Annotated in this window: 28 protein-coding genes and 1 tRNA gene; 13 read left to right on the forward strand and 16 right to left on the reverse strand. The window is 61.1% G+C overall.

What is annotated here, in order from left to right:
* Nucleotides 1–182: 182 nt before the first annotated feature.
* Together bhcR and AC07UC_RS22855 are read left to right on the forward strand one after the other, a co-directional pair.
* Nucleotides 183–1,004 carry an HTH-type transcriptional regulator BhcR gene (gene bhcR / locus AC07UC_RS22850; protein ID WP_494907480.1) on the forward strand — a complete coding sequence of 274 codons (822 nt, stop codon included), beginning with the start codon at nucleotides 183–185 and terminating at the stop codon, nucleotides 1,002–1,004.
* Nucleotides 1,005–1,182: 178 nt separating this feature from the next.
* Nucleotides 1,183–1,614, forward strand: coding sequence for a hypothetical protein (locus tag AC07UC_RS22855; RefSeq protein ID WP_494907481.1), 432 nt, complete (start codon nucleotides 1,183–1,185; stop codon nucleotides 1,612–1,614).
* A gap of 66 nt (nucleotides 1,615–1,680) precedes the next feature.
* Here AC07UC_RS22855 and AC07UC_RS22860 read toward each other — a convergent pair whose 3' ends face one another.
* From AC07UC_RS22860 to AC07UC_RS22870, 3 genes are all read right to left on the reverse strand, one after another.
* The gene (locus AC07UC_RS22860; RefSeq protein ID WP_056566846.1) at nucleotides 1,681–1,986 is read right to left on the reverse strand and encodes a BA14K family protein; all 306 of its coding nucleotides are present in this window, start codon (nucleotides 1,984–1,986) and stop codon (nucleotides 1,681–1,683) included.
* Nucleotides 1,987–2,206: 220 nt separating this feature from the next.
* Entirely contained in the window at nucleotides 2,207–2,419 is a 213-nt protein-coding gene (locus AC07UC_RS22865; protein ID WP_494907482.1) for a hypothetical protein, read from the reverse strand.
* A gap of 161 nt (nucleotides 2,420–2,580) precedes the next feature.
* On the reverse strand, nucleotides 2,581–2,748 hold the full coding sequence (locus AC07UC_RS22870) for a hypothetical protein (protein ID WP_140747078.1): 168 nt from the start codon (nucleotides 2,746–2,748) through the stop codon (nucleotides 2,581–2,583).
* A 134-nt stretch (nucleotides 2,749–2,882) separates the two neighbouring features.
* Here AC07UC_RS22870 and AC07UC_RS22875 point away from each other — a divergent pair.
* A tRNA-Thr gene (locus AC07UC_RS22875) sits at nucleotides 2,883–2,958 on the forward strand.
* Nucleotides 2,959–3,034: 76 nt separating this feature from the next.
* Here the strand turns inward: AC07UC_RS22875 and AC07UC_RS22880 are convergent.
* The 3 genes from AC07UC_RS22880 to AC07UC_RS22890 form a co-directional block, all read right to left on the reverse strand.
* Complete coding sequence (locus AC07UC_RS22880) at nucleotides 3,035–4,003, reverse strand: sugar ABC transporter substrate-binding protein (RefSeq protein WP_494907483.1); 969 nt, start codon at nucleotides 4,001–4,003, stop codon at nucleotides 3,035–3,037.
* A 288-nt stretch (nucleotides 4,004–4,291) separates the two neighbouring features.
* A complete protein-coding gene (locus AC07UC_RS22885; protein ID WP_140767698.1) occupies nucleotides 4,292–5,647 on the reverse strand; it encodes a sensor histidine kinase in 1,356 nt (451 codons plus the stop codon).
* Nucleotides 5,648–6,413: 766 nt separating this feature from the next.
* Nucleotides 6,414–7,028, reverse strand: a complete 615-nt coding sequence (locus AC07UC_RS22890) for a TetR/AcrR family transcriptional regulator (protein ID WP_140767699.1) — start codon at nucleotides 7,026–7,028, stop codon at nucleotides 6,414–6,416.
* A 91-nt stretch (nucleotides 7,029–7,119) separates the two neighbouring features.
* Here AC07UC_RS22890 and AC07UC_RS22895 point away from each other — a divergent pair, with 91 nt between their 5' ends.
* From AC07UC_RS22895 to AC07UC_RS22915, 5 genes are read left to right on the forward strand one after another with little or no spacing between them, the layout of a single operon-like run.
* On the forward strand, nucleotides 7,120–8,211 hold the full coding sequence (locus AC07UC_RS22895) for a polyamine ABC transporter substrate-binding protein (RefSeq protein ID WP_494907484.1): 1,092 nt from the start codon (nucleotides 7,120–7,122) through the stop codon (nucleotides 8,209–8,211).
* A 13-nt stretch (nucleotides 8,212–8,224) separates the two neighbouring features.
* Nucleotides 8,225–9,112, forward strand: a complete 888-nt coding sequence (locus AC07UC_RS22900; protein ID WP_494907485.1) for an ABC transporter permease — start codon at nucleotides 8,225–8,227, stop codon at nucleotides 9,110–9,112.
* A gap of 2 nt (nucleotides 9,113–9,114) precedes the next feature.
* The gene (locus AC07UC_RS22905; RefSeq protein ID WP_494907486.1) at nucleotides 9,115–9,897 is read left to right on the forward strand and encodes an ABC transporter permease; all 783 of its coding nucleotides are present in this window, start codon (nucleotides 9,115–9,117) and stop codon (nucleotides 9,895–9,897) included.
* Nucleotides 9,894–10,958 (forward strand): ABC transporter ATP-binding protein, encoded by a 1,065-nt coding sequence (locus tag AC07UC_RS22910; RefSeq protein WP_494907487.1) that lies wholly within the window; start codon nucleotides 9,894–9,896, stop codon nucleotides 10,956–10,958. Before AC07UC_RS22905 ends, AC07UC_RS22910 begins: the two co-directional genes overlap by 4 nt.
* A 1-nt stretch (nucleotide 10,959) precedes the next feature.
* A complete protein-coding gene (locus AC07UC_RS22915; protein WP_494907488.1) occupies nucleotides 10,960–11,721 on the forward strand; it encodes an MBL fold metallo-hydrolase in 762 nt (253 codons plus the stop codon).
* Between the two features lie 6 nt (nucleotides 11,722–11,727).
* Here the strand turns inward: AC07UC_RS22915 and AC07UC_RS22920 are convergent, their stop codons facing one another.
* The 4 genes from AC07UC_RS22920 to AC07UC_RS22935 all read right to left on the reverse strand — a co-directional run bounded on the left by AC07UC_RS22920 (nucleotide 11,728) and on the right by AC07UC_RS22935 (nucleotide 16,285).
* Complete coding sequence (locus AC07UC_RS22920; RefSeq protein WP_172373935.1) at nucleotides 11,728–12,429, reverse strand: TetR/AcrR family transcriptional regulator; 702 nt, start codon at nucleotides 12,427–12,429, stop codon at nucleotides 11,728–11,730.
* A gap of 88 nt (nucleotides 12,430–12,517) precedes the next feature.
* Nucleotides 12,518–13,945: an amidase gene (locus AC07UC_RS22925; protein WP_494907489.1), complete on the reverse strand. Its 1,428-nt coding sequence runs from the start codon at nucleotides 13,943–13,945 to the stop codon at nucleotides 12,518–12,520.
* Nucleotides 13,946–14,039: 94 nt separating this feature from the next.
* Nucleotides 14,040–15,074 carry an extracellular solute-binding protein gene (locus AC07UC_RS22930; protein ID WP_494907491.1) on the reverse strand — a complete coding sequence of 345 codons (1,035 nt, stop codon included), beginning with the start codon at nucleotides 15,072–15,074 and terminating at the stop codon, nucleotides 14,040–14,042.
* A gap of 284 nt (nucleotides 15,075–15,358) precedes the next feature.
* Nucleotides 15,359–16,285, reverse strand: coding sequence for a hypothetical protein (locus AC07UC_RS22935; protein WP_140767708.1), 927 nt, complete (start codon nucleotides 16,283–16,285; stop codon nucleotides 15,359–15,361).
* Between the two features lie 189 nt (nucleotides 16,286–16,474).
* Between AC07UC_RS22935 and AC07UC_RS22940 the strand changes: the two genes are divergently transcribed.
* Nucleotides 16,475–17,395 carry a hypothetical protein gene (locus AC07UC_RS22940; RefSeq protein WP_494907492.1) on the forward strand — a complete coding sequence of 307 codons (921 nt, stop codon included), beginning with the start codon at nucleotides 16,475–16,477 and terminating at the stop codon, nucleotides 17,393–17,395.
* A 22-nt stretch (nucleotides 17,396–17,417) separates the two neighbouring features.
* A complete protein-coding gene (glf, locus tag AC07UC_RS22945) occupies nucleotides 17,418–18,602 on the forward strand; it encodes a UDP-galactopyranose mutase (protein ID WP_494907493.1) in 1,185 nt (394 codons plus the stop codon).
* Between the two features lie 36 nt (nucleotides 18,603–18,638).
* Here the strand turns inward: glf and AC07UC_RS22950 are convergent, their stop codons facing one another.
* Together AC07UC_RS22950 and AC07UC_RS22955 are read right to left on the reverse strand one after the other, a co-directional pair.
* Entirely contained in the window at nucleotides 18,639–19,610 is a 972-nt protein-coding gene (locus AC07UC_RS22950; RefSeq protein ID WP_494907494.1) for an NAD-dependent epimerase/dehydratase family protein, read from the reverse strand.
* A gap of 225 nt (nucleotides 19,611–19,835) precedes the next feature.
* Nucleotides 19,836–20,081, reverse strand: coding sequence for a hypothetical protein (locus AC07UC_RS22955; protein WP_494907495.1), 246 nt, complete (start codon nucleotides 20,079–20,081; stop codon nucleotides 19,836–19,838).
* Between the two features lie 287 nt (nucleotides 20,082–20,368).
* Between AC07UC_RS22955 and AC07UC_RS22960 the strand changes: the two genes are divergently transcribed.
* Nucleotides 20,369–21,142: an NAD kinase gene (locus AC07UC_RS22960; protein WP_056566482.1), complete on the forward strand. Its 774-nt coding sequence runs from the start codon at nucleotides 20,369–20,371 to the stop codon at nucleotides 21,140–21,142.
* 192 nt (nucleotides 21,143–21,334) lie between these two features.
* The gene (locus AC07UC_RS22965) at nucleotides 21,335–22,912 is read left to right on the forward strand and encodes a DEAD/DEAH box helicase (protein WP_494907496.1); all 1,578 of its coding nucleotides are present in this window, start codon (nucleotides 21,335–21,337) and stop codon (nucleotides 22,910–22,912) included.
* A gap of 160 nt (nucleotides 22,913–23,072) precedes the next feature.
* Here AC07UC_RS22965 and AC07UC_RS22970 read toward each other — a convergent pair whose 3' ends face one another.
* The 4 genes from AC07UC_RS22970 to AC07UC_RS22985 form a co-directional block, all read right to left on the reverse strand.
* Entirely contained in the window at nucleotides 23,073–23,681 is a 609-nt protein-coding gene (locus tag AC07UC_RS22970; protein ID WP_494907497.1) for a hypothetical protein, read from the reverse strand.
* 242 nt (nucleotides 23,682–23,923) lie between these two features.
* The gene (locus AC07UC_RS22975) at nucleotides 23,924–24,574 is read right to left on the reverse strand and encodes a YiaD family glycine zipper/OmpA-like lipoprotein (RefSeq protein ID WP_140767714.1); all 651 of its coding nucleotides are present in this window, start codon (nucleotides 24,572–24,574) and stop codon (nucleotides 23,924–23,926) included.
* A gap of 151 nt (nucleotides 24,575–24,725) precedes the next feature.
* Entirely contained in the window at nucleotides 24,726–25,094 is a 369-nt protein-coding gene (locus tag AC07UC_RS22980; protein WP_494907498.1) for a GFA family protein, read from the reverse strand.
* Between the two features lie 101 nt (nucleotides 25,095–25,195).
* Nucleotides 25,196–25,573 (reverse strand): hypothetical protein, encoded by a 378-nt coding sequence (locus tag AC07UC_RS22985; RefSeq protein WP_056566494.1) that lies wholly within the window; start codon nucleotides 25,571–25,573, stop codon nucleotides 25,196–25,198.
* On the opposite strand from AC07UC_RS22985, the gene AC07UC_RS22990 reads away from it, so the two are divergent.
* A complete protein-coding gene (locus AC07UC_RS22990) occupies nucleotides 25,545–25,748 on the forward strand; it encodes a hypothetical protein (protein ID WP_494907499.1) in 204 nt (67 codons plus the stop codon). The genes AC07UC_RS22985 and AC07UC_RS22990 overlap by 29 nt on opposite strands.
* Nucleotides 25,749–25,841: the final 93 nt, after the last annotated feature.

Below are 25,841 nucleotides of genomic sequence, written 5' to 3' on the forward strand. Positions count from 1 at the left end.
TGGATGGCCGAGGATGGCAGCAAGCCGGCTATTTTTCAATTTTTTCAGAATATTTTTTCATTTCTAGAAAATGGCTCCTGTGCCCTGATTTTATTTGTTTTTCGGTTTTCCAGGATTTTCTGCCTCGCCTAATTGAAAAACTTTTTCATTGCGTGTTCGGTGAAATTTGCGAGACTGGCGCCATGGAAACCACTGAGAAACGGCAGCGTGGTCGTCCGCGCGCTTTCAACGGACCATCCGAGGCCGGTTCGGTGCAATCGCTCGACCGGGCCTTGCGCATCCTGGCCATCGTCGCGGAGGGCAGCGGCCTGTCGTTGAGCGAGATTTCGGCGCAAAGCGGCCTTGCCGCCTCCACCGCCTACCGCATGCTGACGACGCTCGAAAACCACGGCATGGTCGAGTTCGACACATCAGACCAGTTGTGGTCGATCGGCGTCGAGACCTATCGCATGGGCGCGGCGTTCCTGCGCCGCCGCAAGCTGGTCGATCGCGCCCGCATCGTCATGCAGGAATTGATGGAAAGAACCGGCGAGACCGCCAATCTCGGCGTCGCCGAGGATGATTGCGTGGTGTTCGTCAGCCAGGTCGAGACGCACCAGGCTATCCGCGCCTTCTTCCGACCGGGTACGCGCAGCCCCTTCCACGCGTCCGGCATCGGCAAGGCGGTGCTGGCGCATCTCGAACCGGAGCGCGTCGGGACAATCCTGCGCAAGGCCGGCCTGCAGCGCTTCACCGACAAGACGCTGTCCGAGATTCCTGCCCTCGCCCACGACCTGGCTATCATCAAGCAGCGCGGCTGGTCGGTCGACGACGAGGAGCGGCATCCCGGCATGCGCTGCGTGGCCGCCGCCATCTTCAACGAATTCGGCGAACCGATCGGCGGCGTCTCCGTATCGGGGCCGACCGTGCGGGTGACGCCGGAACGGCTGGCCGAGATCGGCCCGATGGTGCGCAGTGCCGCGGCCGAAGTGACCAGGATGATCGGCGGCGCGCAAGCCGGTTGATCAGCGGCTTGACCAGGGCAACGCGCTCCTGGTCGCAGTCAGGGTCCTGCTCGTCCAAGGTCACTCTCCCCTCTGTTGGCGCTCGAATGGCCGATTGGACGTTCGCAAAATCGCTCGACATCGCCGGCAGCATGACGCCGCCTTGCCGCGGCATTCGAATGCATGCGAAAGGGCACGGATGCGGAAAACGGTTCAGCTCTTGCTTACGGCTTCACTTTGCGGATGCGTGGCGGCGGCACCTCGACCTGATGCCGGCGGCCAGCGGGTCGATCCCATTCCGATCCCGCTTACCCTGGAGGAGATCATAACCACCGGCATCCGTCAGCACTTGCCGGATCCTGCTTCCGCCAGGTTTGGAAGGATGCTTGCCGGCGAGCGGACGCTGAACGGCCGCAAGGAGATCGTCGTCTGCGGCTTCGTCAACGGCAAGGATTCTTCCGGCCGCTACGGCGGCGACCAAGCCTTCATTGCCAAGATCTACCCGGATTCGGGAAGCAGCCTCGAACTCGTCGCCATGGGCGACGCTTCGGAAACGAGGCATATCGTCAGCAGCACATGCAACGCAGCCGGACTGCCAATCTCTGATCCCAGCTCGAAAACGCAACTGTAAGCATTTGTGAAGCAACGGAAAAGGGGCTCACGCGAGCCCCCCTTTCTGTTGTTGAACAGTCCTCCCTCAGAGCCGGCAGTAGTGGCGATAGCCGTCGTAACCGACATAGGTGTCCGAGTCCGGATCGTAGCTGGAGTAACGATCGAAGCAGCGGCGGACGTGCCAGGAACCGCCGTCTTCGTCGACATAGACGGTACGTGGCGGCTGCTGGGCGAGCAGGCTGCCCAGCACGAACCCGCCGACGCCGGCGGCGATGCCGATGCCGAGGTCGTGGTGATGCGAATGAGCCGCCGAAGGCTGAACGGTACCGACAAGCATGGTGGTGGCAGCGGTGGTGGCGATGAGGCCGGAAACGAGTGTGCGCTTGAACATGATGATCTCCTTGCTTCGTTGACCGAGGCGATCCATCCGCCTCTTGATCATCTGTCGTTGCCGCGCAGGAAAAGGTTCGCATCTTTTTTCGATTTTTTGCAGAGCCGGCCGATATCCCCTCACCAGGTATCTCCCACTTCGCCAGACGATCGAAAGGTGGGCGTGGCGAACGAAAAAGGGCGGCCGAAGCCGCCCTTTTGAGGAGAAGTGGGTCCCTCCATCAAAGGAAAATGATCACCTTGCCGTGCTTGTGGTGATGATGGTTGTGGTGCCACCACCAATGCTTCTTGAAGTGCTTCTTGTGGTGATTGTGGTGATGGTTGTGATGATGATTATGCATGCCGTGGGCAGACGATGTGCCGACGGTGCCGGCGAGCGCGCCGATGGCGACGAAAATGGCAACGAGGCCTGATGTCAGAGTGCGCTTGAACACGATGATCTCCTGGATCCTTGATCGAGGCGACCCATTCGCCTCCGAACCTCAGTCGGCGTGGCGCGGGAAAAGGTTCGAAGGTCGAGGAGATTTTTCGGTGAGGCGGAGGAGTAGCGAGAGGCGGATCACATGGGGTCGCGGACCACTACTGGCTACCCCCTTCACCCCATGCCCGTGATGTGGCGCAGCCAGAAGGCGAGCGCGATGAAGCCCACGATCGTGGTCACGCCGGTCCAGTCGACATTGGCCTTCTTCACGTCGCTGATGAGCTTCACCAGCAGCATCCAGGCGATGACGACGATGGGGAGAATGATGACAAGCCTGATCATGCGACACTCCAGTCCGAAGCGATTGCACCTGACATCCATGTAGGAACTGTCTTCGTGGATTTCAGCACGCTGCGGGTAACTGAAAATGGAGTTTTGTCTTTACTGGCGCACGAAATATGCTAACGGGGCGCCATGCCCTTGTAGCTCAGCTGGTAGAGCAGCGGTTTTGTAAACCGAAGGTCGCGGGTTCGATTCCTGCCGGGGGCACCAGTTCACCCGAGACAGTTCGGCTTTTGTTGCTCACTCGCCTGCCAAGCAGCGAGGATAAGACCCCAGCAGCAATCGGCTACTTCTGCTCCGACGACCAAGGGAAGTTTACGTATCTGTCGCGGCTGTCGTAGCAGATGTTCCCGTACGTTTTCAGATAGGCGTCCCGTCGCACCGCGTCCGCATAAACCGAGGCTGGGTCCTTCAGGTCGGCCTCATACTGCGCAAGGTTGGCGCTCGTCAGCGCTATGGGAAGGATGTCCATCGCCTGGGGAATACTTTTGCCTCCAAGCCAGTCGGCTGCAAACTCTCCCATGGCATACCCGAAAACCGGCGAGGACAACGAGATACTCGCCTTGTAAGGGCTGTTTCCTTTCCTGATTTCAGCGACAGCCTCCGGCTCGCCGTCAATTCCGCCGAGGAATTGGTCGGGCCGATCTTTCCCCGCCGCACGCAACGCCTCCAGCGCACCAAGTACGACCGCGTCGCCGCCGAGCACCACGTCGATGTCGGGATTGGCAAGAAGGACGGTTTGCATGGTGGCGAACCCGCCTTCCTTGCTAACCGGCTTCGGCGCGATATCCGCCACGATCGTCACGCCGGGCATCGCATTCAGGCCGGCGCGCATTGCCTCGAACCGAGGCGCCAGAAACTCCATCGTATCCTGGGTCAGCAGAACGACCTTGGCCTTCCCGCCGAGCTTGGTTTTGATGTGATCGATCGCTGCGTCGGTCAGCACCTTGCCCGTTCGATATTGCGGTGCATTGAGCAGCAGTGTTGCCGGCGGAGGTACGATGGTGCCGACAAACGCACCCGACCAGATTGCCTGCTGAAGGGCGGGACTGAAAGCCGCCGGATCCGGAGAGGTGGCAACCATGGCGCCAACCTTTGCCGCCACCAAGGACTGAACCTGTGCTATCGCCTTTCCCACATCATTTTCCACCAGAACTCTTCGATATTCCAAGCCCCGATTCTTTGCGGCCATGGTCAGGCCATGGTCGACCCCCTGCAGGAAGTCGCGGTCGTTCTCCTGCACATAGGCCAGCACTTTTGTGAGACCAGCCGGGGCGTTGCATGAGGGCGCGTTTGGATCGAAGGCGGGGAATACTGTCCGCTGCGTAATGCCCGGGCCGCCTTCCCCGGCACTCGCGAAAGTCCCGCTCATCGTGGCAATTAGAAGCAGAGCTATCGCTGACCCGGTTGGCCATCGGCAGGCAATCTTCTTATGATCAAACACGTCTGCCCCCGTCGGCGTCAATTGCTGGCGCCATGATTATCACATCACACGCCCGGTGCTGCTGCAGTCAATTTTTCCACCTCGCGACGGCGCGGTCTACTATGCGGCGGTAGAGCGCCGTGGTTTCGTCGAAAACTGCAAATGAGCGGCTGTTCCTGGCTGAAGCGTTCGATACTCGATCTTGGCACCCAGGCTGATGCACATGGCATGGATGATCCTGCTGCCAACACCGGTCCCTTTGGCGGGCGTACCTTCAACCTTTCCGACCCCATCATCTTCAACCACCAATTCCGCTTGCTCGCCTGGCAGCTTGCTGAGCCGGACGCGGACTTCTCCGACACCATCCGGATAAGCGTATTTGAAGGCATTGGTGACCAGTTCGGTGATCACCACGCCAAGGTTGATGCTGATGTCGGTTTCGAGCTTGATCTGGTCGATGTTGTAAGACAGGCCCACACCATGGACTTGGCTGCGCAGCGAGGTTCGCAGGTGATCGAGCAGCCCGATGAGATATTCGTCCAAATCAACCGAGCGGACGTCGGATGAGCCGTAGAGCCGCTTGTGAACGAGCGAAATCGCAAAGATGCGATCCTGGGTTTCGGCGAGCGCATCCTTCGAAGCGCGGTCTCCGACGGCCTTCGATTGCAAGTTCACCAGCGACGAGACCAGAGCCAGGCTATTGGCCACGCGGTGATTGACCTCCGACAAGAGCACTTCGGCCCGATCGCGCGCCTTGGCCAGGTCCTCGGTACGGGTGGCGACCCGTTGCTCTAGCTCGCTGTTGAGCGCATTGACCTCGTCGCGCGTGTCGCGAAGTTCTCTGGTGTACCGAGCGGCACCATAGGCTGCTCCGCCAACCACCGCGACGATGACGAACCCGCCGATTGCCGAAACGAGCCGCAGCCATGCGCTGTTGGCACGCTGTTCGGCGACCCCTGACGTCAGCCGGTCATCGGCTCGTCCAATGATCCCCGAAAAGAACACGTTGGCTTCGTCGGTCAGAGCCTTGCCTCTGTTGGTGCGGAATATCGCCAGTATCTCGGCGTCGCGCTGATCACGCTTGAGAGCTATCGTTTGGTCGAGCTCATTAAACTTGGTGGTTATGATCGCGGATAGCCGTTGCAGCGTGGATTGCGAATTGGGGTAGGATGTCAGCGAGGTTTGCAAAGTCTGCAGATGACGCTGCGCTTGCGCCTTGGCGGTCTGGTAAGGCCCCAGATAGATCTCGTTCCCGGTGATGACGAAGCCGCGCTCACTCGCCTCCGCCGTCTGCATTGCATTTCTCAACTCGACGGCCGCGATACGCGTGTCGCGCGCCTCAATCGCATTGTCGAAATAGGATTGAGCTCTCTGCCCCAGCCAGAAGTTGGTGGCGACGATGGCCATAAGCGCCGCAAACCCTATGAGCAGGGACGCGGATGTGAGTCGGACAATTTTGCGGCTGGAAACTGGCATTTGGGCATTCCTGCCCGATTTTGAGTGGCCGCGCCATCATGTAGTGAGAGCTGATAAGCCGCACATGCAAAACTTGCTGCTGGGCGTTGATTTTGCGCCGACATCTTCCGGCCCTACGAACTGGTGGGAACGACACGGCAGCGCCGCTAACCGCCCAATGCCCTAGTTCGGGCATTTCTCGAAAAAAGCGGAGCGCTGGATTTCCGGCAGGCCTTCGAACTGAATCCGAACCACTTCGATCCTTGATCCAACCTTCTGAAAGACAAGATGCATGTTGTCGTAGTCGTGTCGGGATGCCGTTTTGCCATCTGAACGGGTGACCGTTAGGGGATGAAGGCCGATCCCGATTTCATCGCTGGCAACGAGTGCCGATCGAGTGACTTGATCGACAGTGGTAACCAACACCCCGCCGTGCTTGTCGAGGATGGTCGCCGTCGCCTCTCCGCCAGGCGGGGCCGCAAAGTAACTCTATCCATCGTCGGCTGGGAAACGTCCCTGCTGCAATCCGCCGACCACGCTCCAACGCGGCCGAATTGCTTCATGGGCCCTTCGATGTCAGCGCCAAATGCTGGAGCGGAAAACATACCGGATGCCAAGAGAGCGCCGAAAAAGCTGCGCATTGCCCCTTCTACAAGCTATTCACATGCCACATGCGCTAGCTGGGCACCGAACTTAGGCACCTCTATGACCGGCTCTCGAGTGGTTTTCGCACAGACTGCGCCAAAGACACCTGTCAACCGCTCAGCCGATCCGGCCGTAATCCCCATCACACCCCAATCGCCGCTACCAAGATCCGGTTCTGCCGGCGTATCGCCGCGCGCAATTCCGGTATCCTGGCCTCGTCGCGCTTCACGAATTCGATGAACATCATGTTCATGTTGTTGAAGATCAGTTCGCCGAGGGCTGCCCCGTCTATGTCCCGGCGCACCAGGCCTAGTTCCTGCAGCCGGGAGATCAGCGCTCGGATCTGCTCGGTGAGCGAGCGGTCGAGCGCGGTGTAGGCCTGGCCGAACGGGCTGTCGGGCAATTGCGTCGAGATCGCCATCGCCTGCCGCCACATCTCCTTGCTGAGATAGTGTAGCGAGTGCTCGATATAGATGCCGACCAGCGTGTCCAGCGCATCGCCGACATTGGCCGGCGGCCGGGCGACGACGCCGCGCCCGGCATTGAGCACCTCGTTGACCTCCAGCGAGACGATGGCGCCGAGGATATCGCCCTTGTTCTCATAGTAATTGTAGATCGTGCCGACCGAGACCTCAGCCTGGGCGGCGATCGCCTCGATCTTGGCACCCTCATAGCCGGCCTCGCGAAAAAGCGCCGCCGCCGCCTCGATGATGCGCCTGTGCCGGTCCGCCTTTTGCCTTGCCCGCAATCCGCTCATATCGGCCTCTTGCCATAAAAACAGAATTGACTCAATTTTAGAATTGGTTCAATTTTTTGCAAGAAGCCACAAAGGCAAGGGAGAACACTCGATGTCCATCAAATCCGCATCCGGGAATCCGCTGTCCGTCCTGAAGCGCCACCTGCACGCGGCATGCGCCGCCACGGCACTGCTGCTTGCCGCCGGCAGCCTCGCCGAGGCCGCCGATCTCAACGCGCTGATCTGGTGCGATCATTCCGATCCGGCGCTGCTGCAGCCCTTCGAGGAAGCCAACAACGTCAAGGTCAACGTCAAGGAATTCGAGGGCACCGGCGCCGGTCTGGCGATCGTCGAGCAGTCGCAGCCAGGCGACTGGGACGTGATGGTGATCGACTCGATCGACGTGCCGCGCGGTGTCGAAAAGGGCCTGTTCGAGCCGCTGCCGGAAGACAAGCTGCCCTTCGCCGACCTCTTCCCACAGGTGAAGATGGACGGCTCCACTGTGGTGGGCGGCAAGCGTTACGGCATCACCGAAAAGTTCGGCTACAACACGATCGGCTTCAACAAGACCAAGGTCGATCCGGCCGACATGCAGTCCCTGGCGTCGCTGACATCAGACAAATACAAGGGCAAGGTCGCCATCTACGATTATTACCTGCCCGTCATCGGCATGGCGGCGCTCGCCATCGGCAAGAAGACGGCGGATCTGACCGAAGCCGACCTGCCCGCCCTCAAGGAAGAGCTTCTCAAGATGAAGGCCAACGCCAAGCTGGTCGGTGAAGTGACCGCCAGCCAGACGGCACTCGCCACCGGCGAAGTCGATATTCTGGTCGGCGGCGGCGAATGGGTGACGGCGGGGCTGGCGAAGGAAAACCCGGCGCTGGATTTTTCGATCCCGAAAGAGGGCGCGGTGCTGTGGTCGCAATCGCTCGCCATGTTCAAGGATTCCAAGAACAAGGACATGGCGCTGAAGTTCATCCAGTACATATTGAGCCCGGAAGGCCAGGCGCGGCTTGCCACTTCCTCCTGCTATTGGGGCATGCCGTCGAACACCAAGGCAGCGCTGACCGACGAGCAGAAGAAGATCCTGCGTTTCGACGAGCAGCCGGGCTTCCTCGCCCGCGCGCAAGCCTATCCGGCGCCCAATGCCGATCTCGACAAGAAGATGCAGGACATGTGGACTGAAATGCTGCAGGCGAAGTGAGCGCCTGCCGCTGATGAGCGCTTCGGCAAACAGCGGACGTGCCCCGCCTCGGACGGACCGTGCCTTGCCCCGGGCGAGCGATGCTCTGCCCTGGGCGCTGGTCACGCCGGCGCTCGGCTGGACGCTGCTGTTCTTCGTGCTGCCGTTCATCGCCATGGGGTTTTCGAGTCTCACGGCGCATGAGGGCGGCGGCTTCACGCTCACAAATTACAGCCAGTTCTTCACCAACCCTTCCTACTGGCAGGCGATGGTGAACTCGTTGCAAGTGACGGCGATCGTCACCGTGGTCTCGGTGCTGCTTGCCTATCCCTTTGCCTGGATCCTAGCCGAACAGGTGCCGGAACGCTGGCAGCGGCTGGCGCTGATGCTGGCCGTGCTGCCGTTCTGGACGTCCTATGTGGTGCGCTCCTATTCCTGGCTGCTGGTGCTGGCGCAGAACGGCGTCATCAACCGCGTGCTGACCGGTTCAGGCCTTATCTCCGAGCCGCTGCAGCTGGCCAATACACGCCTGGCCACCGTCACCGGCTTCGTGCATTTCTTCGTCATGCTGTTGACGCTGACCATCTTCGCCAACCTCAAGCAGCTCAGCCCGAGTTACCGCAAGGCGGCCGCCGATCTCGGCGCAGGGCCGGTGCGAACCTTCCTGCATGTCATTCTGCCGCTGACCCTGCCCGGCATCATGGTCGGCGCCTTCCTCACCTTCGTGCTGTGCATCGGCGACTACATCACGCCGCAGATCCTTGGCGGCAACAACGAGCTTTTGATGCCGCAACTGGTGATGATGCAGATCGGCCGGCGCGGCGATTTTCCGCTGGCCTCGGCGCTGTCGATCATCCTGATGGCGGTGGTGACCATCGCCTATCTTGCCTGCGCGCGCTGGCTGAAGATCGAGCGGGCGTGACCATGCGCCAGATCGTCCGCGTTGCTTCCTGGGTCTACGCGCTTGCCGTCTACGGCTTCATCTTCCTGCCGGTTGTCGTGCTGGTGCTGTTCTCGCTGCAGGCGACGTCGTTTCCGATCCCGCCCTTCACCGGCCCGTCGCTGCGCTGGTATGAGGCGGTGCTCTCCGACGCGCGGCTGACTTCGGCGCTGGTCAATTCGCTGATGGTAGCGGTGCTTTCCTCGGCCACCGCCGTCACGCTGGGCTTCCTCTCCGCCTGGGGTTTCGCCCGCTTCGTGCTGCCGGGCTCGGGCCTGCTGCGCGGGCTGATTACACTGCCGCTGACCGTCAGCTACCTCATCATCGGCATGGGGCTTCTGGTGCTGTTTAACTGGGCCGGCGTGCCGAAATCGCTGCTTGCCGCCGGCATCGGCCATGTGGTGATCAACCTGCCGCTGTGCTTCGCCATCATCTACAGCCAGATGGGCAACCACCAGATCAACATCGAGCGCGCCGCGCGCGACCTCGGCGCGCCGGAATGGAAGGTACTGCTCCTCATCACCGTGCCGGTGATGGCGCCGGCCATCTTCGCCGGCTTCTTCCTGTCGATGACCTTCTCCTGGGATGAGTTCGTGATCTCCTTCCTGCTGACGCGCTTCGACACCACGCTGCCGGTGGAAATCTGGAACCTGCTGCGCTCCGGCCTCAACCCGAAAACCAACGCCGTCGGTTCGCTGGTCTTTGCCGTTTCCATCGTGCTGGTGGTGCTGTTCGAACTGACCCTGTTGCGGAGAAAGCCGGCATGAGCGCGCCCCTGGTCGACATCCGCAACGTCTCGCACCGTTTCGGGCAGCTGGCCGTACTGAAAGGCATCTCGCTGCGGATCGAGCCCGGCAGCTACACGATCCTGCTCGGGCCGTCGGGCTCCGGCAAGACGACGCTGTTGTCCATTCTCGGCGGCTTCGTCACCCCAAGCGAAGGCAAGGTATTCATCCGCGGCGAGGACTGCACCGCCTTGCCGCCGGCCAAGCGTCCAACGACGACCGTGTTCCAGGATTATGCGCTGTTTCCGCATATGAGCGTCGGCGGCAATGTCGGCTTTGGGCTACGCATGCAAGGTGTTGACGGGACGACACGCGCCGCCCGGGCGCGCGAAGCGCTGGCGCTGGTCGGGCTGGGCTCCGCCTTCGACAAGAAACCGCACCAGCTCTCCGGCGGGCAGCGGCAACGCGTGGCGCTGGCGCGGGCGCTGGTGATCGAGCCGGCGGTGCTGCTGCTCGACGAGCCGCTCGGCGCGCTCGACCTCAAACTGCGCCGCCAGATGCAGGACGAGTTGAAAGCGATCCAGAAGCGCGTCGGCACCGCCTTCATCCATGTCACCCACGACCAGGAAGAGGCAATGGCGCTGGCCGACCATTGCGTGGTGATGAATGACGGCCGCATCGAGGATGAAGGGCCGCCCGAGCGCGTCTATCACAGGCCGGCGACGCGTTTTTCCGCCACCTTCATGGGTGAAAGCACGATCCTTGCCGGCAAGGTGACGGAGGCCAAGGACAGGACGATCACCGTCGCGACGCCGGTTGGACCGGTTTTGGTGGCCGGCACTTTGCCTGCGGGTTCGGCCATTGCGCTGGCCATACGGCCGGAGCATCTCATTCTCGGCGGAGCCGCGGGCACCGCGGGTCTCGGCATGGCAAAAGTGAGCGACGTCGTTTTCCAGGGCAGTTTCAAGCGCGTGCTGGCCATTTCCGCCGAAGATCCCTCGCTGCAGTTCATCGCCAAGCTGCAAGCGTCAGCCACCGTCCAGCCCGGCGACACGGTTGCCGTTTCGTGCAATACCGACCAGATCATCGTTTTGGCGGACTGAAATGGGAAGTTTTCCGGCCATCGACGCCGCTGATTGGTACGAGACCATCCGCATGGCCGACGGCGTCACGCTGATCCACGAGCCATGGCTCAAGCCGTTCTTCCGCTGCAACATCTGGCATGTGCGCGGCCGCGACCGCGATCTTCTGTTCGACACCGGTCTTGGCCATTTCAGCCTGCGCACGCATGTGCCTCTGGTGAGCGAGCGAAAGCTGACCTGCGTCGCCAGCCACACGCATTTCGACCATATCGGCTGCCATCACGAATTTCCCGACCGTTGCGTGCACCGTGCCGAGGCGGAAATCCTCGCCGATCCGCGCAATGAATGGACAGTGGCCGACCGCTATGCGACCGACGATATGTTCGATCGATTGCCGCGGGGTTGGGAGTCGTCCCGCTACCGGATCCTGCCCGCCCCGGCCGACCGCTTGCTCGAACATGGCGACGTCGTCGATCTCGGCGACCGCGCCTTCGAGGTGATCCACACGCCCGGTCATTCACCCGGCGGCATAGCACTCTACGAGCGAAAGACCGGCATCCTGCTGTCCGGCGACATCATCTATGATGGCCCGCTGATCGACGACGCCTACCACTCGGATGTCCCGGACTATGCGGCGACCCTGCTCGCCATGCGCGACCTTGATGTCTCGGTCGTGCATGGCGGCCATTTTCCGAGCTTCGGCAAGGTGCGCTACCGCCAGCTTGTAGACGAATACCTGGCGCGGAAGCGGCAGGCCGGCTGCCATCTGCGGCGCACCCGTTAGATCGGATCAACGCATCAATTCGAAATGCCGTGGAAATGCCTGATGCAGCAGGAGCAGCATGGTCTTGCGCAGCACATCGGTGTCACGGCTGGAGGGGTTCAGATGATCCCAATACCATGCGCCGTGAACCAGATAATTCAGGCTCTCCGACAAGGTTTGTATGTCGACGCCGGCATAGCCGCCGCTGCGTGAAATCTCGACCAGCAGCTCGCGCGCTTCGGCGGTATAGGCCAAGTCGCTCGGCAGCCCGATTTCATTGTAAATCTGCATGCTCTTGCGGTCGCTGGAGAACACGACAAAGACCGACACCCATTTCGGATGCTGCCGGGCGAAGCGTTGCGCGCAATCGACCGCGCCCAATAACCGTTCAACCGGCGACAGGCCGGGTGCCCGCACCAGCGTGACCCAGAGCGCGTCATACTGATCGCTGAGATATTGCAGCACCGCCCGGAACAGATTCTCCTTGCTGCGGAAATGAAAGACGACCAGCGCGTTGGACGAGCCGACATGTTCGGCAATGCGCTGCATGGTGACGCTCGCCAGGCCCTCCTCCGCGATGAGCTCTATGGTGGCGTCAATGATGCGCTGCACGCTCGCTTCGCCACGCTCGCGCCGACGGTCCCTGGGAGGCGCGGCATCGTTTGCCGCGCCTTTCGTCGCCACAGCCTTGCGTTTCTCCGGCTTTGCGGTTGGCTTGCGTTGCGCCATTTTCGTCAGGCCTTTCGGACCCGCGGCGGAACTATCCGCCGCATAAGTTACTACGGCATATGGTACGCCGGCTCATCCCGGAAGTCGCTCAAAGCGCCGGACGTGTCTGCGCGTTTCCATACCATTGGCCCTGAGCCGTTTCATAGGCCAACCCTGCCCGGAAGACATCGGCATCGCTGTAGGTGCGGCCGACGATCTGCATGCCAGTCGGCACGCCATTGGCGGCGCGGCCCGACGGTATGGTCAGAACCGGGCAGCGGCTCAGCATGTTGAACGGCGTCGTCATCACCCAGCCCAGCGATGGGTTCACCTCTTTGCCGTTGATCTCGACCTTGTCCCTGGTCTGGTCGAACTCCGCCGGCACCGCGGGCAGCGCGTTCGTCGGGCAGATCAGCACATCGTAGGTCTCGAGCAACGGGCCAAGCGTCTGGTACATCCGTGCCGCCACATCGAGGGTCGCAACAAACTCCGTGGCCTTGGATTTCTGCCCGTCCTCGGCGAACTGCCTGGCATAGCTGGTCATGTCCTTGCCGTGCTTCTTGAGCAGTTGCGACAGGGAGGCGCCGAACAGGTGCTCGAGATAAGCAATGCCGGCCTTGAGCACTTCATCGCCCCAGCCGAGGTCGACCTTCTCGACAGTGGCACCCAGCGAGCGGAACACATCGCAGGCGGCAAGCGTGTTCTTCCGCACGTCGGGATGGACTTCAAAGGAACCGAGATCCATCGACAATGCGATCTTCCAGCCCTTGATCGGCTTGTAGTCGAGCGGCAGGCGCAGTTTGGGACGCAGCGTGGCGATGTCGAGCGGGCTCGGTCCGGCCATGACATTCTGCAGCAGGATCGCATCCCTCACGTTTCGCGCCAGCGGTCCGGTGTGGCAATAGAAATCGAGGTTGAAGGGCGGCTCGTCCGGATTGCGGCCGTAAGGCGGCTTGAAGCCGACAAGACCGCAGGCCGAGGCGGGAATGCGGATGGATCCGGCGATGTCAGAGCCGGTGGCGATCGACGATGTGCCGGAAGCGAGCGTTGCCGCCGAACCACCCGACGAGCCGCCTGGCGTGAAATCGCGATTCCATGGGTTGCGGGTGACACCCCACCGCTTCGACCAGGTATAGCCGGCGCAGCTGAATTCCGGTGTCGCCGTGCGGGCATGGACGATGCCGCCAGCCTTCATGATGCGTTCGTTCATGGTCGAGGTATGGCCACCAACGGCGTCCTTCGACAGCAGCGAGCCGTGCGAGGTCGGCTTGCCCTTGATGTAGCTCTCGTCCTTGATACCGATGGGCAGGCCTTCGAGCGCGCCGGTCCTGGCGCCCTTTGCATATTTCGCCTCGGCCTTGGCGGCCAATCCCATCGCTTCCTCGAAATGCGTGAAGGTGTGGCAGTTGATCGCCGATCTGGTGGCTTCGGCACGACTGATGGTGGCCCGCATCAATTCGACGGGCGACAGTTTCTTCGCCTTGAACAGCCGCAGCGCCTCATTGGCCGGCATGTAGCAAAGGTCGAGATCGGACATCGGAAGTCTCCCGCGATCGTGAGATCGCACTTGGCATGAAGGGTTGCCGGACCGCGTGTCGCGGCCCGGTGGCTGTTCGTTGGTGTTGGCGGCGCTATTTCTGGAGGTCGGTCCAGATCTTCGTGTAGAGCGCCTGCACATCCGGTGGACAGGCCGGCATGAACTGGCCCTTGGCGGCGAATTCAGCCGGAACCGCCACTTCAGGCGCCGTCTTCATGTCGTCCGGCATGAAAGCCTCGGAACCCTTGATGCCGTTGGCATAGCGGGCGAAAGCCGAAATCATGGCGGCATTCTTCGGGTCCATGATGAAGTTCTGGAAGAGCTTGGCGTTCTCGACATTCCTGGCGTCCTTGAGGACGGCAACATTGTCCATCCAGATCGGAAAACCTTCCTTGGGATAGCCGTAGACGATCTTGGCGTTCTCGAGCCGCTCGCGCAGCGATATGCCGTTCCAGTTGACGCCGGCTGCAATGTCGCCCCTGCCCAGGCCGTCGACAGCCGCATAGTCCAGCGAAAGCCACTTCGCCTTTGCCTCGACCAGCTTGTCATGCACCTTCTTCAGCACCTGCATGTCGTCGGTGCAGTATTTGCCGCCCTCATAGGCGATGGCGAGAAACATGATGTCACCCATTTCGGGCACGACATTGATCTTGCCGACGAGCTCAGGCGGCGGATCGAGGAAGATCGCTGACGTGTTCGGGTCGCCGGCATAGACCGACTTGTTCACCGAAATGCCTGTCGTGCCCCACTGCCATGGGACTGTGTATTTGCGGCCCGGATCGAAGGGAACATCGACCCATCGCGGATCGACATTCTTGAAGTTCTCCATCTTGTTGGGATCGGTTTCCAGGAGCAGACCTTCGCTGATCCAGATCGGCACGACACTGGCTGACGGCACCACGATGTCATAGCCGGATGCACCCTGGCGGACCTTGGCCAATGCGGTGTCGTTGGAATCGTAGTCCGTTACGGTGACCTTGATCTTGTAGATCTCCTCGAACTTCTTGATGAGGTCCGGGCTGGTGTAGTTGCCCCAGTTGTAGATGTTGAGTTCGCCATCGGCGCGGGCCACGCCTGTCACGGCAAGCAGCGACAGCCCCAGGGCCGCCGCGGTCAGTTTCCAGTTCATGCTAGTGCTCCCATTGTTGGGACCGGCCGCGTTGCCGCCTCGGTCCGTCTCCTGCTGATGAACAAGCCTGGCGATGCCTTTCGGCCCATGGCGAGCCGACTGGCTGTCAAAATTCCCCTCTTCGCGGCCATTCACTGCGGATACCAGCTGGCCAACTTGGTCGTTTGTTCAAAGCTAGATTATAACTAACTATACAGTCAATATCTTTTCATCAGCATTGCCGCGCCGCTGCCGGTCACCCGGCAGGGTCTACACAGTGAGGAGCGGACGAAGGCAGCGGGACTTCAGCCATCCCTGCTGGCGGGAAGTGAAATCCGATAGTCCGGACCGCGGTTCCTTGGCTTGCGCCATGGCCTCAGACGGTCCTTCAATCTCGTTTGGACAACCGGCTTCTCGTAAAGCGGAGCCGGCAGGCCGGCGAGCGCATAATAGTCGTCAAGGATGCTGGTCTGCAGCAGACGCTGCTCCTGGGTGAAGAAGCTGAAATGCGCGGCGACCAGATCGCCGAAAACCTTTCCCGGCCGATCGAGCTTCGTCGGCAAGGTCACTGACAGCCATTCCTCCTCGTCATTTCCCGGCGGGAAGAAAAGCTCGCCGATCTCCAGGATATCCGACCCGAAAAACCCGATCGCGTTGATGGAGAAGCGCCCCAGCCTGACTTCCCGGTCGGGCACACGGAAATCACCCAGCCGGTTCGTCCGGACAGCCTCGATGAAGACCGGATGAAGCGCCTCTGGAAAGCTTGCATGAGCCCAGGAATAAGGACACATCGCCTGGCAGGTGAGCGGTCCTTCGATCAGAACCCTGGAAAGATTCTTGATCAAGCTGTTGCAGACCGCGTTGTTGATGATGAGCGGCGCATACCAGAGGGCCGCTCCCTTTTCCGCCAAGGCCCGCGCCTTGAATCTGGGAAGGAAGCCCTCCTCCAGAAAAACCACATCATCGTCGAGGCGCAGATAGAGAGCGTCGGCGTCGTCACAGAAGCGAAAGAACCTGCCGATGACATCGATGCTGCCGTCGGCGCTCGGAAGCGTCTTTATCTTGCAGCGCGGATCGCTGGCAGCCAATCGCTGGAGATAGGCCCGGTCGGCTTCGTTGCGGCAATTGTCCCACAGATGCCATTCGTGCACCTCAGGACTTTTCAGAACATGGTGGCTGAGCAGGCGCAGATATTTCTCGCGGCCTGCCGGGGTCACAACAATCAGCTTCATGAGGTCCTGCCAGCAATGGGCGCGTGTTCTGATCAGCTTTACAGCCGATGGCGAGCCTAGAACCTATCGTATGACGAATCCAGATTCCCGCCGAGTGGCAAGATCGCGGCGCGTTCCGCTGCCGGACGGCCAATTCCCTCACAGCCCGCAGCTCTTCGCATTCATCCGGCTTTGGTGTAGGGGCTCGCCATGACAGTATTGGACCAAGGCATAAATGCCGACAGCGGGGCCATGACGAACGCTGCCTGCCGCAATCTCGTCGTCGTCAGGGCCGATGACAACTCTCTCCATCGCGGATGGGGGGCGGACGATCCCCGATGTGAATTCGATTTGATCGTCAGCTACTACGGCAGCGATCCGTCAGCTTTCCGTCTGCCCTGTGAAAACCGTGTCGATTACAAGGGCGGAAAATGGGACGGCATACACGCTCTGTTCTCAGAGCGGCCCGAACTGCTAGATCACTACCGATATATCTGGTTCCCGGACGACGATATCGAGGCCGACCGGGCGACCATCGAAGCTTTGTTCGTCAGTATGCGCCGGTTCGACCTGCACGTCGGCCAACCGGCACTGACGCTGGATAGCTACTATACCCACCTGCCGTTTCTTCGCTGCAAGAGTTTCGAATTTCGCCTGGTCGACAAGATCGAGGTCATGGCTCCCTGCATAAGGACCGACATCGTGGCCAAGATGCTACCGCTTTTCGAACACTCCATGGGCGGTTTCGGTCTCGACTCCTTGTGGACGCGGCTTGCCGTACGAAACCTTGGAAGATCAGCCGTATTCGACGCCCTACCTGTCCGCCACACGCGGCCAGTGGGAGTTCACTTGGCTACCACGATGCTCGGGTCCGGCCACACGGCGGAGTCGGAACTCCGCCAACTGGGGTTGCGATATGGATTTGGCGAGTTCTTTCCCCTGTCTTACGAGGCCGTTGACCTCAAAGGCAGGCGTTGGCGATCGCGGCCGATTATCGGCTTGCGCATGGTGGCTGACTATGTTCTGGGCCGAAGTGCCTTTCGTCAGGTGCACAAGTGGAAAAGGCGACTTTGGCACCTGCTGCGCAGGCAGTATTCCAAGCCGGTCGAACTGTCTCAGATCAAACTCTAACCATAAGTCGGCAGATCCGCGAATGGACAAGAACCTGCTCAGCGAAGCGGACATTCTCATTGTCGGCGCGGGCTTTTATGGCGCGACGCTCGCCGAGCGCATCGCCACGCAACTCGGCCGGCGCGTTCTGGTGATCGACCGGCGCCGGCATATTGGCGGCAATGCCTACACCGAACAGGATCCCGCCACCGGCGTCGAAATCCACCGGTACGGGCCGCATCTGTTCCACACATCCAACGAAGAGGTCTGGAATTACCTGCGCGCCTTCACCGGCTTCACGGCCTATCGCCATCGTGCGTTTTCGACCTATCGCGACAAGGTCTATCCGCTGCCGATCAACCTTGCCACGATCTGCCAGTTCTTCGGCAAGCGGCTGAGCCCGGACGAGGCGCGCAGCATGATCACCGGACAGGCGGCGGAGCTTGGCGATCGCCCGCCGGCCAATCTCGAGGAAAAGGCGATCTCCCTCGTCGGCCGTCCGCTCTACGAGGCTTTCATCAAAGGCTACACCGCCAAGCAATGGCAGACGGATCCGCGCGAACTGCCGGCGCAGATCATCGCCCGTCTGCCGGTCCGCTATACGTTCGAGGATGGCTACTTCAACGACCGCTTCCAGGGCCAACCGGTGGATGGCTATACGGCGATCTTCGAAAAAATGCTCGCGCACGAGCTCATCGAGACACGGCTTGGCGTCGATTTTTTCGATATCAAACCCTTGCTGCCGAAAGACCTGCCGGTCGTCTACACCGGTCCGATTGACCGCTATTTCGACTACTCGGAGGGCGAGCTCGGCTGGCGGACCATCGACATTGATCTCGAGGTCATGGACACGCCGGATCATCAGGGCACGGCCATCATGAACTATGCCGACGAAGCCGTGCCCTACACCCGCGTGGTCGAATTCCGGCATTTCAATCCGGAACGCCAACACAAGAGCGACAAGACACTCATCGGTCGCGAGTATTCCCGTTTTGCCGGCCGCGCCGACGAGCCCTACTATCCGATCGACACACGCCGGGATCAGGCGGTTTACCGTCGCTATCTCGAACGGGCGGCCGCCGAGAAAAACCTGCATCTCGGCGGACGGTTGGGCACCTACCGGTATCTCGACATGCACCAGGCGATCGGCGCGGCCTTGAAGGCCTTCGAAACCGTGCTTGAACCCTACTTTACCGGCAAGCTCGATTCAGTCTCACGGTCGCTATGATTGGTCGGGCCTGAACTCGTAAAAAGCGTCAGGCGCTCAGGCTGACGCCACCGATCTGGCGTCAGTCGCAATCTGCCGGCGGAACCATTCGAAGGTGCGCTGGATCCCCTCCTGGTAGCCGGTTTTTGCCTCCCAATCGGGAAGCACCTGTCTTGCCATCGTCAGGTCAGGGCACCGGTTTGTCGGATCCTGCGGGGCAGGCGCATGGTGTTCGATGCGGCTGCCCGGAACAAGCGAACTGACGAATTTCGCGGTCTCGAGAACTGAGACCTCGCGATTGTTGCCGATGTTCAAGGGCCCCCGGTGCGAGATGCCGTCGCGCCAGAAGAACCGCTCCAACCCGTCGACGATATCGTCGATGTAGCCCCAACTGCGCGATTGCGAGCCATCGCCATAGACGGTCAGGATTCCCGTGGTCAGCGCCTGGCAGACAAAATTCGAAACGGCGCGGCCATCATCGATGCGCGTTCGCGGCCCATAGGTGTTGAACAGCCTGACGACGCGCACATCGAGTCCGTTGACGCGTTGTTCTTCGAACAGCAGCGCCTCGGTGCAGCGCTTGCTCTCGTCATAGGAGGCCCGTGGCCCGGTGCAGTCCACGGATCCTCGATAGGTCTCCGGCTGCGGCGAGACCAGGGGATCGCCATAGACTTCCGAAGTCGAGGTGAAGCAGAAGCGACCGCCGGGCTTGAGCAGCGACAGAAGATTGAGCGCGCCGCCTATGTTGGCCCTGATCGTGCGCGCCGGCTCGCGCATATACCACACGGGCGAAGCCGGTGACGCCAGATGGATGATCTCGTCAAAATGCCGGCTGGCGGTGAAGCTTTCGGCATCGGCAATCCGCAGGCTGAACCGCGGGTCCGAGACATGGGCAATGTTATCTTGCAATCCGGTCCACAGATTGTCGACGACAACAAGCGTTTCCAGATCATCGCGCCGCAGCAGACGATCGACAAGATGGGAACCAATGAAGCCGCAGCCACCAGAAACCAACACGCTGCGTGGCATGCCCACCCCCCCTCCAGAAACTCTTCGTTCAACGCCCCGGATAGGCCCGTTCCCAGAAACTATGGGAACCATGTCCTATCCAGATCCGAGGGACTTCTAGCAGTGCTTTCATCGATACCGCAATTGCAACGATCAAACTTGTTCCGCGCCAATTGGTGGCCGGCTATCCGAGGATGAGACCATCGCCGGATATATGGTGCGGATGGGTAAGTGTATTTTCGCGGGTTACAGTGCCTTTTGCGGGCAAGGCATTCCCGCGGCATCGCCGCAGCGCGACGCCGTGGGCTGTGGTCTGATGCTCAATTCTTCAGACTGGCGCACAAGCTCGGCGAAGATCAGCGCGAAGCTACCCAGCATGACAAAGACGATGATCAGGCGTGTTACCGGCAATATGTCGGCCTCGTCTGGCTGGTGCGTGCCCCCAAGACCGGAATCATCCAGGAGATCTTGCGCACAAAACAAAAGTGCCACAGCGTCCTCTTGGTCTCCCGAAGGATACAGCGATGCTGCGGGCGCCCCACGCCACCCATGCCGGCTAACATGATCGATCGGGCTTTACGAGAGCTTAAGCCCCCTCTTAACCATCACATTCGCTCAAACCATGACATCAAGCGCGACCTGCCGGTCCGGGCGATGCCGTCGCGGCATGGCCTTGCCGGCTGGCACGACGGCTCCCTTTGCAGACCTACCCGCACCATGCTACCCCGGCGCTGGCGCGGCCAGACCCGCCGCCGCCAATCGGTCGCGATCGGGGAGCCATGAGCACAGCCGCCAACAGCATCGCCTTCGTCTCGTCCGACACAGCAGACGCCAAGGCTGCGCTGGAGAGCCTGTCGGCCCGTTATGGCCAATGTCCGGTCGCCGATGCCGGGGTAGTCGTGGCTCTGGGCGGCGACGGGTTCCTGCTGCAGACCCTGCGCGACACGATGGGGACGGGGAAGAAAGTCTACGGCATGAACCGTGGCACCATCGGTTTCCTGATGAACGAGTATCGTTCCGGCGGCCTCACCGAACGCATCGCGGCAGCCGTCGCCGAGACGATCCGCCCGCTGGAGATGCAAGCCGTCACCTCGGAGGGTGAAACGGTTTCCGCACTGGCGATCAACGAGGTGGCGCTTTGGCGCCAGTCCTACCAGACGGCAAAGATTCGCATTACCATCGATGAGCAGATACGGCTCGAAGAGCTGAACTGCGATGGCGTGATGATCGCGACGCCGGCCGGATCGACCGCCTACAATCTTTCCGCGCACGGGCCGATCCTGCCGCTCGACGCCCCACTGCTGGCGCTCACGCCGGTCAGCCCGTTTCGCCCGCGCCGCTGGCGTGGCGCATTGCTCTCCAACAAGGCGACCGTGCGCTTCGACATTCTGGAGCCGGAAAAGCGGCCGGTGAACGCCGCCGCCGACCATACGGAGGTCAAGGCGGTGACCTCCGTAACGGTTCGCGAGTCGCCGACAGCAACGGCGACCCTGCTGTTCGATCCCAATCATTCCTGGAACGAGCGCATCCTGGCCGAACAGTTCCGTTACTGAGCCGGCACACAGACAAGCGGCCGGATTAGGCATAGCGATTAAGGTTACAAGTTCACAATCGCACCAATCCCGCCCGTTTCTGTTGACAAATCGCGGACTTGCGCCTAATCGCAATGCCAATCTTGCAAGCGCGTGGCGCTTGCCGCGACGAATGACGTTGCGCCTCCCCGAACCAGCCAAAGACAACAACACTTGTCCTCAGACACCACGATCGCTCAAGAAGCGTTGACCTTTTCAGACCTCGGCCTGTCGCCGAAGGTGCTTTCCGCAGTTACCGATGCCGGCTATACGCAGCCGACTCCGATCCAGGCCGGTGCCATCCCGCACGCCTTGCTCGGCAAGGATGTGCTGGGCATAGCCCAGACCGGCACCGGCAAGACCGCCTCCTTTGTGCTGCCGATGCTGACCCGGCTGGAAAAGGGGCGCGCCCGCGCCCGTATGCCGCGCACCCTGATCCTGGAGCCGACGCGTGAGCTTGCCGCGCAGGTCGAGGAGAATTTCGTCAAATACGGCAAGAACCACAAGCTCAACATCGCGCTTCTGATCGGCGGCGTATCGTTCGACGAACAGGACAAGAAGCTGGAGCGCGGCGCCGACGTGCTGATCGCGACGCCCGGCCGCCTGCTCGACCACCGCGAGCGCGGCAAGCTTTTGCTCAATGGCGTCGAGATCCTCGTCATCGACGAGGCCGACCGCATGCTCGACATGGGCTTCATTCCCGATATCGAGCGCATCTGCGAGATGATCCCGTTCACCCGGCAGACGCTGTTCTTCTCGGCGACCATGCCGCCGGAAATCACCAAGCTGACGGAGAAATTCCTGCACGCGCCGGTGCGTGTCGAGGTCTCCAAGGCAGCCTCCACCGCCACCAGCATCACCCAGCGGCTGGTGAAGTCCGGTTCGAAGCCGTGGGACAAGCGCGAGACGCTGCGCAACCTGATACGGGCCGAGGACGCGGAGCTGAAGAACGCCATCATCTTCTGCAACCGCAAGGTCGAGGTGTCGGAACTGTTCCGCTCGCTGCTGAAATACGATTTCGATGCCGGCGCCCTGCATGGCGACATGGACCAGCGTGCCCGCATGCAGATGCTCGCCAATTTCCGTGACGGCAAGCTTCGCTATCTCGTGGCTTCGGACGTCGCCGCGCGCGGCCTCGACATCCCCGATGTCAGCCATGTGTTCAACTATGACGTGCCGATCCATGCAGAAGACTATGTCCACCGCATCGGCCGCACCGGACGCGCCGGACGCTCCGGCAAATCCTTCACCATCGCGACCAAGTCCGACACCAAGTATATCGACGCCATCGAACGGCTGATCGGCAACAAGATCGAGTGGCATGACGGTGACCTGTCGACCGTGGTCGCCAGCGAAGGTGAAGACGATGCGCCGCGCCGGGGCAAAGGCGCGCCGCGCCGCGCCGGCCGCAAGGACGATGACCGCAAGGACAGGGGCGAGCGCAAGAAGGGCGGCGAACGCCGCGCCAGACATGGCGAGGAAGAGGCCTCTCCGGTAGTCGCACAGCAGGAACAGCCCGATGTGGCTGAGACGGCCGTCGCCGATATCGGCGAGCGGCGCGCGCGCAAGGATGCGATCCGCTCGGAAAACAGCGAGCGCAAGGGCTCTGCGGATCGCGCGCCGGAACGGGGCGATACTAGGCCTCAGCGCGATGGCAACCGCCCTGCCCGCCACCGGCAGGAAGACAACGACGCCACCGTGGGCTTCGGCGACGACATGCCGGCCTTCATGCGCATCGTCGCCAAGGTATAATCCAGACCGCTTTCGAGGGCACGCCGGCCAGCCGGCATGCCCCTTGGGCGAACTCCAAACGTGCATCGGTTCGAACCGGCCTGGACGACGCGCTTCATGCATGTCGCCCTGCTGAAACCGGCGTCATTGCTGGACGCCATCGGTTGGCCTGGCTCGCCCGTTACATTGGCCCGGGCATCATCTTGGTCGGTTTCTCCAGCATCGGAAACTCGGCCTTGTTGCATTTCACGTTCGGGTTCGTCGGACTGAACATGCCGTTCGGATTATCCCTGAACAGCCAGGCGTGAAGATCGTAGTGGACGAACTCCCTCGGGATGAGCGGATAGTGTCCCTCCATCGGCCCCATGAAGGTCTGGCCAAACAGCTTCGGCGGCTCTTTGATATCCGGCGTCAGCGGCACCAGCCATTCCACACCGACCAATTTCAGGCCCTTCCTGGTCGGCTCGTAGATCAGGACGTTGGGCTTCATCGGGTCGAGTTTCTGGCCGACACTTGGGACGTTGACGAAATGGATGCCCATGGCCCCTTTCGGATAAAACATCGCGCCGGATATCTTTTCGCCGGCATAGTAGACGCACCCGACGGTCGACAGATAAAGGTCGCGGACAGCTGCGGTATAGTCTTCATACTTGGCCAATGATTTCTTCAAGGCTTCGATGTCGGCCTTGTTGGCTTCTTCGGCTTGGGCCGTGGCAGCGTCGAACGATACGCCGAGAAGGCCGGCCAATACGAGGACGCCGCAACGCCCAAGGCGAGCTGTTCTTGTCATGCATTCCTCCCAGATACTTCATCTGGCCGTGCAAGACCGAGGCGGGAAAATGTTTGATTGCGCGGCCAGTTGTACCGCCTCATCCCCTCTGGAACAGCAATGATGCTATTCCTTTCCAGGCCTGTGGGAAAGCTGTTATTTAGAACTAGCTAATTCTCAGGCACGCCAATCTGAGGAGCGTCGAAGTCCCCTCAAACAAAAACGGCCCCCGTGGGGCCGTTTCGCATTCCCTTGCCGAACAATCAGGTGAGCGGCGACAGCTGGATCTCGACGCGCCGGTTCTGGGCGCGGCCTTCGGCCGTCGCGTTGGATGCGATCGGACGCGTCTTGCCGAAGCCGGTGACGGCGAAGCGGCGCTGATCGACGCCCTGCCCAGACAGATAGTTGGCGACCGCCAGCGCACGGCGCTGCGACAGATCGAAATTGTGCTGCTCACCGCCCGTCGAATCGGTGTGGCCAAACACATCGACGGTCGTCTGGCGGAACCTCTTCAGCACCAGCGCGACGGAATTCAGCACCGGGTAGAAGCCGGGCTTCACCGCATCCTGATCGACATTGAAGGTGATGTCGGACGGCATGTTGAGGATGATCTGGTCGCCGCTGCGGGTGACGCTGACGCCGGTGCCCTGGAGCTGCCGGCGCAATTCCGCCTCGTTCTGATCCATCGTCGCGCCGATGGCGCCACCGGCCAGCGCACCGATGCCAGCGCCAATCAGCGCGTTGCGGCGGTCATTGCCACCGGCAAGCAGACCGAGGCTCGCACCTGCCAGGGCGCCGAGACCGGCACCAGCGGCCGTGTTGGAAATCTTCTGGTCGCCCGTATACGGATCGGTGGTGGTGCAGGCGCTCACGAGCAAAGCCGTCGCCATGACGACGAGCACGGTCTTCTTCATAAATGATCCCTCTCCAAGTCGCGCCTTTTTCGACGGCGCCAAATCAACCCTTCCCGCGACTTGTAACATGAATTGCGGCGAAAAGCGGAACAGGAAAAACGCCCGCGACGGCTTTTCCCGGGGTCAGTCACGTGACGACCGCCTTGGCCGGTCACCAGAGATTCTTGCCGTCAATGACCACCACTTCGACCTTGTCGAGATCGAAATCATCGAACAGCCGCGAATTGATGCTGATCTTGGGATTGTCGAAATCCGGCTCGCCGGTCGACCAATCCGGTGTTTCGGTGAACGTGCCGCAGCCGCAGGTGTTGCAAAAACCATGCTTTACGGTTTTCGAGCCCCACTGATAGAAGGCAACGTTTTTCAGTGGCGTGATGAGCTTGAACTGCGATGGGGTGTAGTAGGCCCAGAGCGAGCCGCGTTTCGAGCAGAACGAACAGGTGCACTGCGTCACCGTCCGCGGTGCCTCTGAAACCTCGAATGTCGTCGCCTTGCAGTGGCAGCTTCCCTTGATGGTCATCGACGTCACCTCTCCGTTGTCCGCCGCCCATGCGGCAGGGCACCATAAAGAAGCGATCCTGACAACTGTCCGTCAGCAGGCTCCACACCTGACGGGAAATCCTAGTAGGACGATGGCGGCACGAATAGGCAGATGGTCTTGCCGGCATCGAGCCCGGCCTCATGCGCGCACCAATGAAACTCGCCGTCGGGCGAATCCTTGATACGTCTGTCGCTGTAAGCCAGCACCTCCCCGGTGTCCTTGATGACATAGCCTTCCGGGCGCTCGCTGATCGAAGTCTGCGACACCTCATGGCAGTCGTAATTCGCGCAGCAGGCGAACGGATAGCTCCAGCCTTGCGGCTTGGCCGCGGTCGGCTTGGCGTCATGCGCCAAGGCAGGCACCGACAGAAGCGCGATCACACACGCCGCGCACAGGGGAATGACAAGCTGGCCAACCGATGGAACGGCGATGGCCGATCTGGAATTGGCGGCAAACATGGGAACGTTCCTTTCAAACGAGGTTCAAGCGTTTCTTGCTTGCCCGTTCCCGGAACGTGTCTTCCCAGCGGCCAAATCGTCAGCAGATATGCCGCGACCGGCCATAAATGCTTTTGTCTTCTCCCGCCTTGATGGTGAGCCGAAATGTGAGTCGGCGCAAGAAATCGCTGCGTGAGGCTCGTAAGCAGCAACAACTTGCCGCTGACAACCATGGCAGATCGCCATCTGAGATGGCCCGCTTCCTCCTGAAGAAGGTGCAAGCCATCGC

It is taken from the genome of Mesorhizobium sp. GW821-FHT04C10, from assembly GCF_059420305.1.